18 protein-coding genes are annotated in these 18255 nt (G+C 44.4%); 4 read left to right on the top strand and 14 right to left on the bottom strand.

Annotated elements, in window-relative coordinates:
* Window positions 1–255: 255 nt before the first annotated feature.
* From NLP_RS20215 to NLP_RS20205, 3 genes are all read right to left on the bottom strand, one after another.
* Window positions 256–2931: a DEAD/DEAH box helicase gene (locus NLP_RS20215; protein ID WP_104907952.1), complete on the bottom strand. Its 2676-nt coding sequence runs from the start codon at window positions 2929–2931 to the stop codon at window positions 256–258.
* Between the two features lie 189 nt (window positions 2932–3120).
* A complete protein-coding gene (gene proC, locus NLP_RS20210; RefSeq protein ID WP_104907951.1) occupies window positions 3121–3942 on the bottom strand; it encodes a pyrroline-5-carboxylate reductase in 822 nt (273 codons plus the stop codon).
* A gap of 127 nt (window positions 3943–4069) precedes the next feature.
* Window positions 4070–4669 carry a cell division protein SepF gene (locus tag NLP_RS20205; protein WP_104907950.1) on the bottom strand — a complete coding sequence of 200 codons (600 nt, stop codon included), beginning with the start codon at window positions 4667–4669 and terminating at the stop codon, window positions 4070–4072.
* Between the two features lie 68 nt (window positions 4670–4737).
* On the opposite strand from NLP_RS20205, the gene NLP_RS33380 reads away from it, so the two are divergent.
* The gene (locus tag NLP_RS33380) at window positions 4738–4917 is read left to right on the top strand and encodes a hypothetical protein (protein ID WP_158680476.1); all 180 of its coding nucleotides are present in this window, start codon (window positions 4738–4740) and stop codon (window positions 4915–4917) included.
* 137 nt (window positions 4918–5054) lie between these two features.
* Here the strand turns inward: NLP_RS33380 and NLP_RS20200 are convergent, their stop codons facing one another.
* Together NLP_RS20200 and pipX are read right to left on the bottom strand one after the other, a co-directional pair.
* Window positions 5055–5723, bottom strand: a complete 669-nt coding sequence (locus NLP_RS20200; RefSeq protein ID WP_104907949.1) for a YggS family pyridoxal phosphate-dependent enzyme — start codon at window positions 5721–5723, stop codon at window positions 5055–5057.
* Entirely contained in the window at window positions 5720–5998 is a 279-nt protein-coding gene (gene pipX / locus NLP_RS20195; RefSeq protein ID WP_069068710.1) for a transcriptional coactivator PipX, read from the bottom strand. Before pipX ends, NLP_RS20200 begins: the two co-directional genes overlap by 4 nt.
* A gap of 177 nt (window positions 5999–6175) precedes the next feature.
* Here pipX and NLP_RS20190 point away from each other — a divergent pair, with 177 nt between their 5' ends.
* Window positions 6176–6517, top strand: a complete 342-nt coding sequence (locus NLP_RS20190; protein ID WP_104907948.1) for a hypothetical protein — start codon at window positions 6176–6178, stop codon at window positions 6515–6517.
* A gap of 311 nt (window positions 6518–6828) precedes the next feature.
* On the opposite strand, the gene NLP_RS20185 is transcribed toward NLP_RS20190, so the two are convergent.
* The 4 genes from NLP_RS20185 to psaK all read right to left on the bottom strand — a co-directional run bounded on the left by NLP_RS20185 (window position 6829) and on the right by psaK (window position 11348).
* Window positions 6829–7746, bottom strand: a complete 918-nt coding sequence (locus NLP_RS20185) for an energy-coupling factor transporter transmembrane component T family protein (protein WP_104907947.1) — start codon at window positions 7744–7746, stop codon at window positions 6829–6831.
* Window positions 7747–7835: 89 nt separating this feature from the next.
* The gene (gene der, locus NLP_RS20180) at window positions 7836–9206 is read right to left on the bottom strand and encodes a ribosome biogenesis GTPase Der (protein WP_104907946.1); all 1371 of its coding nucleotides are present in this window, start codon (window positions 9204–9206) and stop codon (window positions 7836–7838) included.
* Between the two features lie 352 nt (window positions 9207–9558).
* A complete protein-coding gene (locus NLP_RS20175; RefSeq protein WP_104907945.1) occupies window positions 9559–10755 on the bottom strand; it encodes a site-2 protease family protein in 1197 nt (398 codons plus the stop codon).
* Window positions 10756–11093: 338 nt separating this feature from the next.
* A complete protein-coding gene (psaK, locus tag NLP_RS20170) occupies window positions 11094–11348 on the bottom strand; it encodes a photosystem I reaction center subunit PsaK (protein ID WP_104907944.1) in 255 nt (84 codons plus the stop codon).
* Window positions 11349–11468: 120 nt separating this feature from the next.
* Between psaK and NLP_RS20165 the strand changes: the two genes are divergently transcribed.
* A complete protein-coding gene (locus tag NLP_RS20165) occupies window positions 11469–12125 on the top strand; it encodes a phosphoribosylanthranilate isomerase (protein ID WP_104907943.1) in 657 nt (218 codons plus the stop codon).
* Between the two features lie 62 nt (window positions 12126–12187).
* On the opposite strand, the gene folE is transcribed toward NLP_RS20165, so the two are convergent.
* From folE to NLP_RS20140, 5 genes are all read right to left on the bottom strand, one after another.
* Window positions 12188–12895 carry a GTP cyclohydrolase I FolE gene (gene folE, locus NLP_RS20160; RefSeq protein ID WP_104907942.1) on the bottom strand — a complete coding sequence of 236 codons (708 nt, stop codon included), beginning with the start codon at window positions 12893–12895 and terminating at the stop codon, window positions 12188–12190.
* Between the two features lie 117 nt (window positions 12896–13012).
* Entirely contained in the window at window positions 13013–13738 is a 726-nt protein-coding gene (locus NLP_RS20155) for an SDR family oxidoreductase (protein ID WP_104907941.1), read from the bottom strand.
* 363 nt (window positions 13739–14101) lie between these two features.
* Entirely contained in the window at window positions 14102–15082 is a 981-nt protein-coding gene (locus NLP_RS20150) for an acetyl-CoA carboxylase carboxyltransferase subunit alpha (protein ID WP_104907940.1), read from the bottom strand.
* Between the two features lie 134 nt (window positions 15083–15216).
* Complete coding sequence (locus NLP_RS20145; RefSeq protein WP_104907939.1) at window positions 15217–16236, bottom strand: long-chain acyl-[acyl-carrier-protein] reductase; 1020 nt, start codon at window positions 16234–16236, stop codon at window positions 15217–15219.
* A 166-nt stretch (window positions 16237–16402) separates the two neighbouring features.
* Window positions 16403–17101 (bottom strand): aldehyde oxygenase (deformylating), encoded by a 699-nt coding sequence (locus tag NLP_RS20140; RefSeq protein WP_104907938.1) that lies wholly within the window; start codon window positions 17099–17101, stop codon window positions 16403–16405.
* Between the two features lie 180 nt (window positions 17102–17281).
* On the opposite strand from NLP_RS20140, the gene NLP_RS20135 reads away from it, so the two are divergent.
* A complete protein-coding gene (locus NLP_RS20135) occupies window positions 17282–18109 on the top strand; it encodes a carbohydrate ABC transporter permease (protein WP_104907937.1) in 828 nt (275 codons plus the stop codon).
* The last annotated feature ends 146 nt before the right edge of the window (window positions 18110–18255 follow it).

Here is an 18255-nt window from a genome sequence, read left to right as displayed (position 1 = left end):
TTTCTTAAACTCATACAAGTTGAACTACTGACCTTTATAGGACAAGGGCAGGGGGAGACAAGTACTAAATATCATGTCCGCATAATTAGTTATGATTCCCCTAGTTATTACACCCCACACGCCAGATGCTCCACTTGGGCAGACCCCAAGACCGCACTGGCTCCCCTTAATCCCCTCCCTGCAAGCTCTTAGGGAAGACGAATTATTTTAAATACTCTCTGTGCGTCCCCGTGTAAAAGCGTAAGAGCATCCTGTTTATTCAACCACCTCATTCACAGGGAATCTATCAATCAACTGCATCGCCCGATAGGCATTACGCTGGAAAGAATCTGGCAGATGGGGAACGTGAGGTATCTGTGATAACAAATCCAACGTCCGCCGCAAAATTCTCACGACATCGCCTTCATCCAAGGTGGTGTTTTCGCAGAGTTCTATCCACTCCATTCCTAATGCCCATTGTTCCACTATGGCAATTAACTCAAATTCCAACCATATAGGCAGCGCTACGTTATACCGCCGTTGTAGTTGGAACATTTGGCGGCGAATTCCCCGCAATTTTGCCAAGGCTTCTGCCACTTCATTGCTGAGGTCAAAGTTAACTTTGCTATCTGGACGGGGCGTTTCCATCACTAAAGCCGCTGCTGCTGCTGCTAAATGATGCGGATCTAAGTTATCCAATTCGCCACTAGCGAATACTAAACCCAGCCACAATTCATTCTCGCCTCGAATGGCGGCAGCGATTCGCCCTAATTGTGTGGGGACTAAGTTATCTAAAGCGCCAAAGTGTTGCAGAATTGCAATTAAATTCAGAAACTCTTCCCAATGACGTTGTGACTGTTGCTCTACTTGTCCTTGTAACTGTTCGAGTTCGGCTTCTAGTTCAACATAGCGGGCGCGGCGCTTGAAAAGCGTTGCTGCATTGCCTGATTGATGTAGAGGATGAGCTTCTAATTGCTCTTGGACGGCGGTAGTGCGACTGAGTTGTTCTGCTACTTCTGGTGCCAGATGCAAAGATTCTATCGGATTGGGAATACGTACAGCGATCGCAAAGCTTTCTTCGTTACCACGGCGCGATTGTCCTGGCTTCAAAGGCATCTCTGGTGGTGGTAATATATCAGGTGGCACTTCAATTCGCGCCAGTTCGGCATACAAATCAACTACATCCCCTGTGGTTGCCACATACCACCGATTATCATGCCCCAAGCATACCAAGTAAGGAGCTTGACCAGAACCAGGCGATTTTCCTACTAAAACTGCGGTTACAGGTGAAGACACTGTGATATTTTTGCCCTTGAGACTCAACAGAGTTCCTGACACTGCAAAGCCCAACATCATTACCAATTCCTCGTGTCGGTCTGACTGTGCTTGCTCTTGCAAGGTTTTCAATATCTGGCGTTCCACCTTCAGGCGTTGCCGCAATTTCTCATAAATAGCTAGTTCATTTTCATCAACTGCGGCGATTTGCTCATGAAGTTGAGCTAATTGGGTTTGCAATTCGGCAATCTCATCGTATTCTGGTCTTAAATGCAAGGTAGCCATGTACTGCCCAAAACTGCGCTCTATCAGTTCCCTGGTTTGCTCTAGGCTATGGGTTTGCAGCAAGTTGAGTACCATGCCGTAACTGGGCGTAAACTGGCTTACTAGAGGGTCTGGCTTAGATGTTCCCAAATACGCGGCTTCTTTAGCTCCTTCAAAGGGAGTTTGGACTGTCACCACATGACCTTGTTTATCCATCCCCCGGCGGCCTGCTCGTCCAGCCATTTGCAAAAATTCGGAAGCGTTCAACAGGCGATGTCCAGTATCGGTACGCTTGGAAAGGGTAGAAATTACTGTTGTCCGGGCGGGCATATTAATTCCCGCTGCTAGTGTCTCAGTGGCAAATACTACTTTAATCAGCCCTTGCTGAAATAGTTCTTCTACCAGTGCTTTCCAAGCAGGTAAAATCCCAGCGTGGTGGGCAGCAATTCCCCGATACAGGGGAGCAATTTGTCCAGAACGCCCTGCTTCAGGATTGCGGGCTAAAAAGTCATCAATCTGTTGCCGCAAAATCTGGGACTCTTCATTATTTACCAGCCATAAATCACCTACTTCCGCCACCGCTTTATCACATCCCCGGCGGCTAAAGATAAAGTAAATTGCTGGTAGCATATCCCGTTGCTCTAACTGGCTAAGGGTAAAAATTATACCCGGAGCTTCAGGTCTGCCATTTCTCCCCCTATCCCTTTCTCCCCCTTTGCCTTTTTTCTTCTGAAGCCGAGGGTTAATTTTGGTTTTGCTATCATTCAGCAGGGGAAATAACCCTTTAGGATTGCAAAAGTGAAATTCTAAGGGGACTGGGCGAAAATCGGAGTAAATTAAGTCAGTTGGGCCGTGAACGCGGTTTAGCCAATCGGTGAGTTGATCGCTATTGGCAACCGTTGCTGAGAGGGCTGCCAGTTGCACTTCACGAGGACAATAGATGATTGATTCTTCCCAAACTGTACCGCGCTGGCGATCGTTCATGTAGTGACATTCATCAAGTATCACCGCTTCAACGTCTACTAATGAGATGCCGATTTGCCCAATCGGTGTGCCATAGAGCATATTTCGGAAAATTTCTGTGGTCATCACCAAAATCGGTGCATCTCTGTGAATGGAAGCATCTCCAGTTAACAGTCCGACTCGATCAAACCCGAATTTTTCTCGAAAATCACGTAATTTTTGATTCGACAGCGCTTTCAAGGGAGTAGTATAAAATACACGTTTTCCTCGCGCTAGGGCGCGATAAATGGCGTATTCCCCGACTAATGTTTTGCCCGAACCTGTGGGGGCGCATACGACTACGGAGCGCCCAGCGTTCAGGGACGCGATCGCTTCTTTTTGAAACTGATCCAGTTCAAAGGGAAATATAGACCCTAAGTCAAGTTCTGGAGACGGTGCAGGATAATTCACTCAATCACATTTGCAACCAGATTGTTTACTATACTAACGAGTCTTTTGTCAACTTCGTTAATAGTCATTTATCATTGGTGAGCCAGTACGGTCTTGGGGGTTTCCCCCATGAGTAACTGGCGAACCCGGAGGGTCATTAGTCATTAGTTTTTCACAAAGGATAAAGGACAAATAACAAAGGACTGTTAATTATTTTCCCAGCTCTTGCGATCGCTCTGTGGCAGCTTTGACTGCTTCAATTAAAGCGGAACGAAATCCTGCCTGTTCTAGCTTGGCAATCCCCGCAATGGTTGTACCACCGGGACTGGTAACACGATCTTTGAGTTCTGCTGGGTGTATTTTGGTTTCTTGCAACAGTTTCGCTGTTCCCAGTACGGTTTGCAAGGCTAGTTGATTGGCAATTGCTCTAGGTAAACCTGCGGCTACTCCGCCATCTGCAAGTGCTTCTACCATGAGCGCCACGTAAGCGGGGCCGCTACCAGATAGCCCTGTAACTGCATCCATCAGCGCTTCTGAAACTTCTACTACTTCACCCACAGCAGAAAAAACTTGCTGTGCTATTTGGTGATGCTTCGCATTGGTATATGCACCTAAACAAATCGCGGTAACTCCTGCTCCCACTGTTGCCGGGGTGTTGGGCATTGCTCTAATCACTGGCAATTGCACAAATGCAGTTTCTAACTGACTTAAGGGCACACCCGCCAAAATAGAAATGATTAGAGGTGTATCTTCTCTATTAAGAATATCAATATTATGTGCTAATTCTTGAGCGATCGCACTAAACACCTGTGGTTTCACTGCCAAAAAGACAACTTCTTTTGCTTCGGTGAAAACCTGGCTATTATCTGTTGTCACAGCAACACCGTATTGCTGTTTTAAAAAATCTAGGCGTGAAGATAGCGGTTCGCTAACTATAACTTCTGATGATTGATAAATTCCACGCGCAATAAGGCGGGATAAGAGTGCTTCTCCCATTACCCCACCACCAATTAAGCCAAATTTTATAGTCATTAGTCATTGGTCATTAGTCATTAGTCATTGGTCATTGGTCATTTGTCGTTTGTCATTTGTCACTACGAGCAAAACCCAGGACAAATGACAAAGGACAAAGGACAAAGGACTAAATACTAATTTAACTTTATTGTGCCATCCGGTTAGTTTCGTTGCCCCAGGTTTGATTTGGAGTAGCTGTAGGACGAGATGGACGTGCTGGTGGTTGTGGTACTTCATGAAGAACGCCACCTTGGGTGCTAACTTGGACACAGCTTGGCGTAAACAAAAAGATGCTCTCACCAATGCGCTCTTGATGTCCATCTAGTGCGTAAGTACCACCTGCAACAAAATCTACGGCTCGTTGAGCTTGATCTGGATCCATGATTGTCAGATTTAATACCACTGACTTGCGTTCTCGCAACGCTTGAATTGCCTGGGGCATTTCTTCAAAGGTGCGTGGTTCGAGTACTAAAACTTCCGAAATTCCGTTAATTGCTCCTGGCATACCAATCACATTCCCCATTGGCTTTGAACCTGCTGTCATATCATCTCCCATTGTAGGCACTGGTTCCCGCCAGCGTCGATTTTGAGCGGCTGTACTCTCTTGCGGTGCTGGTTGAGGATTTTCTTGCTGATACAGATTTTGGTAATTATTATCTGTTTCTGGTTCTTCTTCGTAATACTCGTATTCTACTTGCTCATTTAGACCCACAAAGTCTCTGAGTTTGGAAAATATGTTGTTCATGGTGTGTGTACTCTCCTGATGCGAATAGCCTGCATTGACTTGGCTAAGGATTGATTGAGCTAGGAGCGATGCCTACGTCGGTAAATTACGCGACATCGGTGGATACTTCAGCAACTTTATTGCTAGTTGTAGCCCATATTACGAGTTTTGGCGATGAACTGACACTTATTGGAAAGGTTTGTGCATCGCCTAAACATAATAATGAGTCAAGATTATATCCTAAGGTTTATCCGAAGGAAAGTCCTTGATACCCCATTTTCCCTTGACGATTGCTCTTGTCAATACTATATCCTTTGTCTCGGATTGCACCAGTCTGTTACAAAATTCTTGTCATCAAATTCTTAGCTTCTATTAATACTGAAGAGCAAGGCTGATGATTAATCAGCTAAGAGCGATCGCCAAACAATATGGTTCCTAATCGTACCATCGTTGCCCCTGCTTGCACTGCCAGTTCGTAGTCGCCTGACATACCCATAGATAGGTGCTGCATTTTAATCTGCGACCAGTTTTGCTCCTGGATTTCTTTGGCTAGCTCACGATTGAGATTAAACACACTGAGAATTTCGGAATCATTTAATCCTGAAGGCGGAATTGTCATCAAACCTTGAATTTGTAAATTTTTGTATTGATTGAGTGTGGGTAAGTCAGCCAAAAGTTCTGGCACACTCCAACCGGACTTGTTGGCATCGGGGAGAATTTTCACTTGCAGGCAAACCTGGGGACTCACTCCTAGCTGTTGCGCCAATTCATCTAAGCGCTGTGCCAGCTTCAAGTTATCCACGGAGTGAATCCAAGGGAATTGCTCGATGGCTTTTTTGGCTTTATTGCTTTGCAAATGTCCAATAAAGTGCCAGGTAATATCCGGTAAATCTTGTAACTCGGCTTGTTTGCTGGCAGCTTCTTGGATACGACTTTCCCCAAAATCACGAATTCCTGCATTATATGCAGACCGAATGGCCTGGGCAGAAACTTGCTTGCTAACAGCAATCAATTTGACTGAAGTTGGCAGTGAGGAGCGAATAGTAACAATACGTTCGGAAATCGAACTGTTCATTGGAAGGTGCGCTGGAAAACACTCTGAAGCTGATCGTACTCCTGAGAATGCCCACTGCGCCGCAGGGTACGTAAGCGATTTTCCAACATCATTCTCGCCTCAGTACGTCCTAGAGACTGGAATTTAACACCTTTAACGTCATTTGCCACCAAAAAAAATAAGCGCTGGGCATAAAGTGTGGTGAACAAATCCTGGTTCTCATCAACCATACAGATTTTGTAGAGTAAACCCCAAGTTGGATGGTTTATGTAAGTTTCTGCGTTTTCTGGATTCATTTAAGAGTCAAGGTGTAGTCAAGGTGGAAGTATATATATCTTTTCGCAGAGAATTCCAAACATTCAGACGATAATACCAACATTCGTCAGAATATTTGGTTAAGATGCGAAACTGCGGTTACGAAGACCTCGATCTAGTTCCTAATGGGCAGATGAAGCTAGTGGTAGTGAAGCGCAATGGTACAACAGAAGCCGCGAAGCGTAGATTCAAAAAGTAGAGGCTGGTGGACAAATATCACCATCTGCTTTGGTGATTTCAATTTACTAATCTGTAGGGACAACGCACAAAATAGCCCCGATCTTCTTGTTGAAAGTTCGACATGGGAAGGAAAAACACCCTTTGAAGTTCCTAACGGCAACGGCGAGTTTTTCAACTTCTTTCTATACTGCCACAACTGTCGCCCAATGGCACAAAATCCTAATTGGGGAGTAGGGAGTAGGGATTGGGTACAGGAAAGAAAACTATCTTCTATTAGACCTCTTGCAAAAGTCCGTGACACCCAATATGGCAAGCTCTGAGGGTAAAAAAGTGTAGCTTTGGTGGGGTGGGGTTTTTATTTTTGATTTATGCAAAAGGTCTATTGATTATCTAGCATTTTTCAGTGGTGCAATTTGTGCCTGAGCTTTGTGCAGAGATTCATTGGGGATCGGTAAAAAATATTAAGATTAGTTTGTAGTGTTCGCGTCAGGCTGGTTCATATCAAAAATCTACGCTAAATGGTAGGGGATCAATTTTATCGCTGGGTAGCTGTTCAATTTCCCATTCTGAATCCTCAATTCTGACTCCTGAATTCTACTGTATTACCTCTTACCATTTTCTCAGTGCAAAATTAGACTTGAGTTCCTATAGCTAGCCGTATTCCCCAGAATAAGATTAAAGTTGCGATCGCCAGCCAGTCACGTCCTTTTAATCGTAAATCGTGCCACTGCACTCGATGCTCGTTAGGACTGGTAAAACCCCGCACCATCATTGCATTCGCCATTTGATCGGCTCGTAAAAGCAGATTTTCCAAAAGTCTCTCTGCGACTGTCATCCAAACCTTGAATGCTCCTTTTAATCCCAGTTTTTTCCAATTAATTGCCCTTGTCATCACGGAGCGAAATAAGTTTTGTACTTCTTCTAAAACTAGGGGAATAAAGCGCAAGGACAAGGTTAAAGTTAAAGTAATTTCTGTGACAGGCAATTTGAAGCGGCGCAAGGGTTGCATTAAGCTTTCTATGCCAGATGTGATTTCTTCTGGTGCGGTTGTCAGCAGATACAGGTTGGTGCTGTAAATCACGGTAAAGATAAGTGTACTCAGGCGTACTGCCAAACTCAAGGAGTAGCGAGTCACTTTAACCGGGCCTTTGTGAAATAGCACGTAGCTGTATTTTTTTTTCTCAACTGCTGGTTGAACAAGATTATTGGAGAATGCTTGCTGGGTTAATATTTGTTCATTAGCTGGCAGGCGTGACTGATAATCTACACCCAGTCCATCAGGACTGATGGCTGCGATCGCTAGCACAAAAAACGATAGCATTAATAGCCAACCCATTTGCTGCTGCCATACTCGTCGAGGAATTCTGGCAATCAAGGTGGCAATAATTAATACTACCACCAACAGCACCCGCCAAAAGTTATTAGCCAAAACATAGCTTGTTAAAAAGCTCATCAACCAGGCGAACTTGACTCGCGGATCGATTTTATGCAGCCAAGTTTGGGGTTGTTCTAAATAAAGTCCAAGTGGCAGCGAGCGCAATAAATCCATTTTAGAGTTACGAGTGAGGAATGAGGAGTTAGGAGTTTTGACTTTAACTCATAACTCTTGTACAGACGCGATTAATCGCGTCTCTACTCCTAACTTATTTTGACGCGAGTTGCTCTATTAACATTACCACTTTCGGCATCACGGACTTTTTTGCTTCGCCACAGTAAAATAATTGGTGTGCCTTTAAATCCTAGCTGTTGGCGGAATTGCCGTTCAATGTAGCGGCGGTAGTTGTCGTTGAAGCGTTTGGAGTCGTTGACAAATAGAGCGATCGTTGGTGGTTGGCTACTTACTTGTGTACCATAATAAATCTTGCCCTGACGCCCACCACGAGATGCTGGCGGTGAATGCCAGCTGACGGCATCTGTTAAAACTTCATTAATCACTGATGTGCTGACACGGCGTTTGTGTGATTCAGCCGCCGTTTTCACCAATTCTAAAATCTTTTCTACCCGTTGTCCTGACAAGGCACTCACAAAAATTGTTTCTGCCCATTCGGTAAAATGTAACCGTGATTGCAGAGTTTTTTCGTAGTCGTAGATTGTGTAAGAGTCTTTTTCGACAGCATCCCATTTATTAACGACGATGATGCAAGCTCGGCCTTCTTCGATAATTCGCCCAGCTAATTTTTGATCTTGCTCGGTGACTCCATCGACGGCATCTAGTACTAATAAAACCACATCAGCGCGGCGAATCGCTTTGAAAGCACGGTTAATACTAAAAAATTCTGTGCCGTATTCGATGTGTTTCTTTTTGCGAATGCCGGCAGTGTCAATCAATCGGTAGGTTTGTCCGGCTCGTTCAATGACGGTATCAATAGCATCGCGGGTTGTACCAGAAATGGGGCTGACAATTGCCCTTTCTTCCCCGACAAAAGAATTAAGTAAGCTTGATTTGCCCACATTTGGGCGTCCCACAATTGCTACTTTGATTTCATTAGTTTCTGGAATGTCTTCAATAGCAGGGATGTGATTAACTAACTCGTCGAGTAACTCTCCTGTGCCACTACCATGAATCGCGGAGATGGGGTAAGGTTCGCCCAATCCTAATTCCCAAAATTCGGCAGCTTGCATTAAGCCTTGTTCTGGGGATTCACATTTATTTACTGCTAGTAGTACAGGTACGGGTTGTTGGCGCATCCATTCAGCGATTTCTAAATCTGCTGATGTGGGGCCTGTTTGACCATCGACGACAAAAATAGCGCCACACGCTTCTGCAAGGGCTGTCATTGCCTGTTGACGAATCAGTGGTAAAAATTCGGTATCATCATTAAAAACTAAACCACCAGTGTCTACCACTAAAAATTCGCGACCATTCCAGAAAGCTGGTAGATAAGTGCGATCGCGTGTCACTCCCGGTTCATCATGGACAATCGCCGTTTGTTCCCCGGCGAGTCGATTAACCAGGGTGGATTTGCCCACATTTGGGCGTCCGATAATTGCAACAATTGGCAGTGCCATAAAACCAGGGTAAGTGAGAGGTGTAGTATATCACGTCCTTACATTTTACTCACTTTAAACTTGAAGTTTTAATTTCATTTTCCCATCATCTGAGGCGATGTCTACGATGGGCTGTTTGGTGCTGTCATGCTTTTAAAAATAAAAAAGGTAGGAAATCCTACCTTTTACCCAAAAAAAGCATTTTGTAACCAAATACCAAATTAAATATCACATACGCTTTTGACGTATCTATTGCAAACCTATGACGAGTGTATGACGTTTAAAACTTCTACTACCAGAGGCTGCGCCAACGGCTTCTCTACGAGACGCTGTTCGCGTTCGCTCAGTCTTAACGTCGAGCGAAGCCCAGACGTTAATTTGTAGTTGATTTCGCGATTACTCCAAGTTGCAACCCCGGCGGATAGCTACCTTCTTCCTTGATGCGCTTAATTTCCGCATCGCTTATCTGCAAATTTAACTTTTGTACTAACGATCGCACAATATCTCCCCGATCAATTACACCAGCTACGGCACCAGCGGGAGAAAGTACGGTAATTCTAGGTAACTGCTCATTTTCTAATTTGTTAATTACCTCAGCGATCAATGTTGATTCTGCAACGCTAGGTATTTCTGTCAGCGGATGCACAATCCTGTGTAAAGTTTCAGTTTCCCATTCACTCCTTTGGGTTAAACGAAAATCGTCAATGGAAACTATACCTCGGTAACGTCCATCAGAAGCAGCAAAATAAACCTGCGAGGGAGTGGTTTCCAACAAGTATAAATCGGCAAAGGAACGCAATGTCTGGTCAGCATCTATAACCCGAAAGTCACGGGTCATTGCATCAGCCGCCACCACCTTGAGTAGGCTTTCTTGCAATGTAGTCATGTTGTCATAGGTGTTAGCGTTGCGGACAGCAAACCAACCTAACAGCGCAATCCACAAACCAACTACTAACTCTCTGGTAACGAAATCTACAACAAATCCGAAAGCGATCGCACCATAACCCAATATTTGTCCAGCCCTTGCAGCCAAGTGTACGGCTTGAAAACGATTACCCGTGATTTGCCATAGTGCTGCTTTTAACACTTGTCCTCCATCTAAAGGTAAGCCAGGAATCAAGTTAAATAGAGCCACCACTAAGTTAATTCTCGCCAAATCTCCGACCATAACACTGAGGGGATTAGTATCAGGGATCGCAAAAGCTGCCAGACGGAGCAGGAAAAATAGGATGATACTCACCAAAGGGCCAGCGATCGCTACTTGAAAGGCTTTGAAAGGAGTTTTAGATTCTTCTTCAATGGCAGCAATTCCGCCAAACATAAATAGGGTAATTGAATTAACTCTAATGCCTTGCGATCGGGCTACCAAGCTGTGACCCAACTCATGTAACAACACTGAACCAAATAGCAGCAGTGCCATAACTATTCCAGCACTCCAAGCTATAACATTTCCCCATTCTTGATAAGCTACCCCAAAATTCAGGGTTGCCAACCCTAAAATCACAAACCATAACGGGTCTAAAAACAGGGGAATTCCAAATAATGACCCAATTCTCCAATTTGTTTGCATTACACTGCCCTAAAACTAGATATCGCCAGTAGTTTTTATACCGAGATACTATGCATATTCGTATACACATTTATATTGAGCATCAATTCGGTAGTAACAAGTGACGAAATGCTCTTATTTCTAGAATAGACAATTAATGCCTGTGAGCAAAACTCTGGAATTGGGAATTGGGCATGAGGTTAGGGCAAAGGTGACAGGTAACAGGTGATAGAGAATAATCTGTACCCTGTAACCTGTTACCTATTCCCTTCTTTACTCCCTATTCCCCCTGACCAAAATCGGTTTTAGAGTTTTGTATCGATAGCAGGGTTACAAGTAACACCTCTGTCATTACAAAACTACAGACGACCGATGTTAGTCAGTCCTAAAACGATGCCAACGCCAATAATATGACCAAAAGCCATCGCAGCAACGAATGTGGGAATACTAATCGGTAGGATAGGGAACTTGGGGCCAACTAGGGGTTTTTCAATCCTAGTACTTAGTAAAACCATTACTAAGCTACTGATGCTGATGATGATGCCTACTATAGGATTCCACGCAGGTGTTGCGGGAACAGTTGCAGCTGCTGCTAGTAAAATAGAGGAAATCAAGCTTTTGTCTCCTGAATGGAAAAGTTAATGTAGACCTACAAGATTATAAAATTACATGGCCCAAAAATTTTTTAGATAGTTTAGACTTTCTTGATATTATTTTAAATTTGTTAAATTTTTATGCGCGTTAAGATTTGCGGCATTACTCAACCACAGCAGTCTGTAGCGATCGCCTCTCTAGGCGCAACGGCACTAGGATTTATTTGTGTGCCAAACTCACCTCGTTACGTGACTACATCCCAAATTCGGGCAGCAGTGGCAGAACTCCCGGCAAATATTGACACAATTGGGGTTTTTGCCAATCTTAGTATCGTTGAAATCAGTCAGATAGTTGCTGATTCTGGGTTGACTGGTGTGCAGTTACACGGAGATGAATCCCCAAATTTTTGCTCCCAATTACGTCAAGCTTTACCCAATGTCGAAATTATTAAAGCACTGAGAATTCGTAGTCTTGAGCATCTTGACACAGCGGCTGATTACACAAAATATGTAGATACTTTGCTACTTGACGCTTTTCATCCGCAACAACTGGGTGGTACAGGCAAAACTTTAGATTGGACGATGCTAGAACAATTTAGCCCTAGTTGTCCTTGGTTTTTAGCAGGAGGATTAACAGCCGATAATATTGTGCAAGCCCTAAATCAGGTTAATCCTAGCGGTGTTGATTTATCTAGTGGTGTGGAACGGACACCAGGAGATAAGGATTTAGATAAAGTAGCCAAGTTATTTGAGAAATTGGGGAGTAGGGAGTGGGGAGCAGAGGAGAAGTTGCAGTAAGTCTTTCCTCTGTGCCCCTCTGCCCCTCCGCTCCCCTGCCTCTTATGCCCCATGCCCATTCCTTAAAAGAACGCCGCTTGGTGGCGAATTAAGTTAAAAAATTCTTCGCGGGTTTTGTGCTCCTCTTGGAACACACCAACCATTGCGCTAGTGACAGTCCAGGAACCTGGTTTCTGAACGCCACGCATTACCATGCACATGTGGCTAGCTTCCATCACGACAGCAACGCCTTGAGGTTCTAGAATGGTCTGAATTGCTTCGGCAATTTGGCGGGTTAGTCTCTCTTGTACTTGTAAGCGACGGGAATACATCTCAACAATCCTGGCCAGCTTACTCAGTCCGACAACTTTTTGGTTAGGGATATAAGCAACGTGCGCTCTACCCATAAATGGCAGCATGTGGTGTTCGCACAGACTAAAGAAGTTAATATCTCTAACTAGTACCATCTCGCTATGCCCTTCATCAAAGATGGCATCGTTAACGAGTTCTTCAAGGGATTGGTTGTAGCCACTGGTAAGAAACCGCATTGCCTCCGCTACTCGTTTGGGTGTTTTCAGGAGTCCTTCGCGTTCGGGGTCTTCGCCAACTCCCAATATTAGTGTCCGCACGGCGTCCTCCATTTCCTCCAGCTGTTCCTCTGTTGGCGGGAACACATCCGCTTGTCGCCCGTTGTGGGTATTGCGATCGGGTCTTGGAGTTATGGCTTCTGCTAAGTCGGGAATCAGAGGCGATTGAGAGCAATTGGAACCGTTGGAACTAGCAATAGTCATGATTCAGTCTTGGTTATGGTTTAGTCATTAGTCATTAGTCATTGGTCATTGGTCATTGGTCATTGGTCGTTTGCAAAAGACAAAGGACAAAGGACAAAACAAAGGACGAAGGACTAATTAGAGTGCGCCAGTGCTGGGCATCAGGGTCAATTCATCAATCACTGCCTGTTGTGGTAACAGAACTGTGTAGAGAATTGACTGAGCCACAATTTCCGGGGTTAACATTTTGGAACGGTCTAAGTTGACATGAACTGTTTCTGTATCCCAAAGTTCGGTATTGACTGCGCCGGGACAGATAGCTGTGACACGAATGCCGTGAGTGCGTTCTTCTTGTGCCAGGGTTTGAGAGAGGGCTATCAAACCAGCTTTGCTGACGCTGTATGCTCCCCAACCAGGAAAGGGTTGCTTGGCGGCAATTGAGGCGACGTTGATAATTGTGCCTGTGCCCCGATCGCGCATTGAAGGTAAAATCCCTACAATGCACTGAAACACGCTGGTGAGATTCAAGTTAATTACCTGCTGCCAGTCCTCTAAGGGAGTTTCGCTCAAAGAGCCTGTATAGGCGATGCCAGCATTGTTTACCAGAATGTCTATATCACCAAAGTCAAGGGCGATGGCTTGGATCTTTTCTTTGACTTCCATGATCCGCGCTAAATCTACAGCGTAAGCTTTTGCTTCCACCCCAGTATGCTCTACGGCTTCTCTTACCGCCTCCAACTTATCCAAAGAACGGCTGACTAAGGCGACATCTACTCCCGCTTTCGCAAAGGCTAAAGCCGTTGCTTTCCCAATTCCACTACTTGCCCCAGTAATCAGGGCGCGTCGTTTTTGCTCAACACTCATTCATGGTGTCTCCCAATTTTTTGGCAGTTCCCAAAACCTATTCCCATCCAATTATTCACACTTCTCGGTTTGGATAGATTAAAGGAATCTAAAAATCTGATGAATTCCATTAGGCAAATGCTATGATGCAGCACAATAGTCCTCATATTGTGGGTTTTACCAGTGAAGACAACAAATCATTGCCTGGAAAACCACCCCATACATTCAAATTAGATTATTTACATAATACAAAATCCACCCAATCAAATTGAGTAGATTTGCCAAACATACATGCAAATGCCTATGGCTAGATTGTTAAAAATCTTTAAGCACATAGGCAATTATAGCATTTCTGGTTTGCTAATCAATCATTATGCAGTGTTGTTAGTGAGCAACTTCTGTAAAAACACCAATTTTGCGGAATTTTTCATAGCGCATTTGGCGGCGTTCTGGAGCAGTTAAACGATTGAGTTCGTCTAAATTTTCCATCAGTACTTGCTTGAGAGTAGTAGCGGCCTTCAAGGGGTCGGAATGAGCGCCACCAGTGGGTTCAGGCAGTATTTGGTCGATAATTCCCAACTTTTTCAGGTCGTGGGAAATAATTTTTAGAGCCACGGCGGCTTGGGGAGCCTTACCAGCATCTTTCCACAAAATGGCGGCGCAGGCTTCGGGAGTGGCGACGGTATAAACGGAGTGTTCAAACATGAGTAGGCGATCGCCTACGCCAATACCAAGGGCACCACCAGAACCGCCTTCACCGATAACTGTGCAGATAATTGGCACATCCAAGCAGAACATTTCTCGCAAGTTGTAAGCGATCGCTTCTCCTTGACCTTGATGTTCTGCTTCTACCCCAGACCAGGCTCCTGGCGTATCGATAAAAGTTAGTATCGGCATACTAAACTTATTGGCGTGTTCCATCAACCGCATAGCTTTACGGTAGCCGCCAGGGTAAGGCATTCCAAAGTTACGGGCAATATTGTCTTTAGTATCGCGACCCTTTTGATGACCCAACATCACCACAGGTTGCCCACTCAGACGACCAACACCACCAACTAAAGCTGGATCGTCACCACCACAGCGATCGCCATGCAATTCCATCCATTCATCACTAATTGCCTGAATGTAATCGAGAGTACTAGGGCGACGTGGATGACGAGCGACTTGCAATCGCTGGGACGGGGATAGACTAGTGAAAATTTCCTCACGTAGTTGCATAGCGCGTGCTTCTAGTTGACGAATTTGACCAGAAACATCGACGCCATTTTCTTCTGCAAGTTGCCGAATTTGATCGATTCGGGTTGCAAGTTCTGCTAGGGGCTTTTCAAAATCTAACAGTAGCGGTTTACGCTCGGTAGTTGCCATCGTAGGGGTTATGAATTACGAGTTATAAGTTATCTATCCTTTGTCTTCTGTCAGTTGTCCTTTGTCTTGTGTCCTTTGTCCTTTGCAAATAACAAATGACCAATGACTAATGACAAATGACCAATGACCAATGACTAAACCAGCAGGGGTCTAAATCCATGTTTCACTGATACCTTACCAATCTGCTCCATTTTGTCTACGGTAATCTGATTTCGTCCCCATGAAAAGTTCGTATATAACTTCTCAAATTCCAGCAGCATTGATTCGGCAAAACAAGCAAATAACTGGCGGGCTGGCACGTCCATGTTGACGATTTTCATGATTTTCCAGTCAATATCCAGGGAATGCTCTACAATTCCACCATTTAGCACGTGTACACCAGGATGCTGAATTTTAGTCGCTAAGTTTTTAGGATAGCCACCATCAATCAACAAACAGGGTTGTTTCAAAGTGATAAGGTCAATTTCCACGCCTTTGGGCATACTAGCAACCCAAACTACAATGTCAGCTTCAGGCAGTGCTTCTGTTAAACCCATGATTTTTCCTCGTCCCAGTTCGCCTTGCAGTTCTTTGAGGCGTTCTTGATCGCGGGCGATCAACAAAAGTTCTTTGACATCTGTTTTCGCGTCTAGCCAGCGGGTAACTGCACTACCAATATCCCCAGTTGCCCCACAGATAGCAACAGTCGCTTTTGAGAGATCGATTCCCAGTTGTTTTGAGGCTTCTTCCACCTGCTTACAAATAATGTAGGCAGTATGTGTGTTTCCTGTGGTGAACCGTTCAAACTCTAGTTTAATATTGCGGACTTGGCTAAACTGGTCTAACTTAAAGTTTTCAAAAATAATTGAGGAAAATCCGCCTAAAGCTGTGATATTAATACCATGCTTTTGTGCATGGGCCATAGCGTTAAGGATTTTGCGGGTTGCGGCTTTGATCCGACGGCTAGCCAGCATCTCCGGCAAAAAGCAAGATTCTACATACCGTCCTTCAATTTTTTGCCCAGTTATACTGGTGACAATAATCGTATCGACAATTTGCGGTGGGGCGCTGCACCAAAAGTCTAGCCCTTGATCGGCATATTCTGGGTATCCCAATTCTTGAGCTACCGCTTGAGCGTGTTCTAAACTAGTCAGATGTCCAATTAGACCAAACATGTAGTGATTATTAGGCTTATGCTGTCTTGAGGGCGTGGAATTTGTTAAGTGGTTCAGCAGTCCTGAGTCCTAAGTCCTGAGTTCTGAAGTTCTGATAAATTTGAACTACTCAGCACTCAGCACTCTTGTACAGACGCGATTAATCGCGTCTCTACTCAGTACTCTTTTAAGCGGCGATGAGTCCGTAGGCTGACAAGCGCATAATATCGCGAGTCGTGAAACCTATGTTACTTAATGCTTCACCGTATTGAATCATAAAGTCTTCTACCAAAGCATCTTTTTCCATTGCCATTGTGTGGGCATCACCTTCTACTTTGTTGAGCATTTTCCAGACGATGGGTAGGTTCTGGCGATTTGCAAGTTCAAGTTCAGCTTTGGATTCTGTGAAGTGTTCTTTCAACCAAACTTCTCCAAAGTTGAGGTGGCTGTATTCTTCTTTTACTACTCCTTCCGTGATTTTGCGGGCAAAAGCGTCGGCGACGGGGATGTAAATGTTATATGCTGCGATCGCAAAACATTCGATAATCAAAGACTGAATCAACAGACAAGTGACAACCTTTCCTTCAGCCGTTGCTGTTTGGAAATTTTGGTGTAGTCCAGAGAAAAATTCCTTGGCAAATTGCAAATCTGGGGTAACATCCAAATTGCGTCCACAAGCTTCAAATCCTTTCTTGTGACGGCTTTCCATCTTGGATAGGCGAATCAATTCATCATGAGATTCTGGCAGCAGTCCGGCTAATGTGATGTAATTTTCATGGGCTTCTTGCTCCCCTTCAATCACGATCGCATTAATCCGGCTATAAGCATCTTTGTATGTTTCGCTCTTGAAATCTAATTCTTTAAATTGGTCTGCAAGCTGCTGCATGGTTATCTTTACTCCTGTAAACTTGAATTATTTGACACCAGGATTGAATTTACCCTATGAACTGAGGGTAACAATTACTGTGGTTTAATTTAACTTAACAAGTAGACTATGTTTATAGATTAATTGTTGCTGGGGGCAATGCTCTAGTACTAGCGAAATAAATGCTTTGCAGCTCAAGTTATGTCTAAACCAAACCCGAATGTAAAATCTGGTGATTTTTTGAGCCTAGTAATCTTACTGGTAGGGGCATTTATCGTTCTACTACCGCTATTTGTGGTCTTTCTCACCTCCTTTGCACCGACAGCCGCCAGCCCAGAAAATTTGTCCAAAAATAACTGGTCTTTAGCAAATTACCGCGTTGCGTGGCAACAGGGGAAATTTTTGCTGGCGTTTGCTAATTCTACCTTGGTAGCGATCGCTGTGACGGCGTTTCAGATTGTCACTTCTGCTTTGGCTGGTTACGCCCTAGCACGATTGAAGTTTCGGGGACGCCAAGCACTGCTATTAGTCGTTTTAGCAACTTTAGTGATTCCCTTTCAGTTATTGGTGATTCCCATCTTTTTGGTGTTGAAGTGGGGACACCTGATAAATACATACTGGGCGCTCATTTTACCGACTGCGGTTAGCGGATTTGGGATTTTCTTATTACGTCAGTATTTCCAGACAATTCCCGTAGAGTTAGAGGAAGCCGCAGCGATAGATGGAGCGAACCGACTGCAAATTTTGTGGCGGGTGATGTTACCTTTAGCCCGTCCGGCGTTGGTAACGCTGTTTTTGTTCACCTTCATTGGTGAGTGGAATGATTTGTTTAAGCCTCTAGTATTTACGACACGACCAGAATTAAGGACAGTACAACTAGCGTTGGCTGAGTTTCAGGAACAATTTACGAATAATTGGCCTTTGATGATGGCAGCAGTGACAATAGCGACAGTGCCAGTGATGGTATTATTTCTCATCGGTCAGCGTCAATTTCTTCAAGGTATTGCTGCGACGGGGATTAAGAATTAGTGGGTAAACAGGCGGTAAATGGAAGCCCGATTTTAGTTACTAGACGAGATTGACCACTTTACAATAAATAATTTGAATTGGTATTTTCTCAAAATAAGCTGCAAAGGAAATCCCGCAGGGAAACATGAACTTTTATGACACTCAGC

The sequence above is a fragment of the Nostoc sp. 'Lobaria pulmonaria (5183) cyanobiont' genome, from assembly GCF_002949795.1.
GTDB lineage: Bacteria > Cyanobacteriota > Cyanobacteriia > Cyanobacteriales > Nostocaceae > Nostoc.
This window is presented reverse-complemented; position numbering and strand designations above follow the sequence as displayed.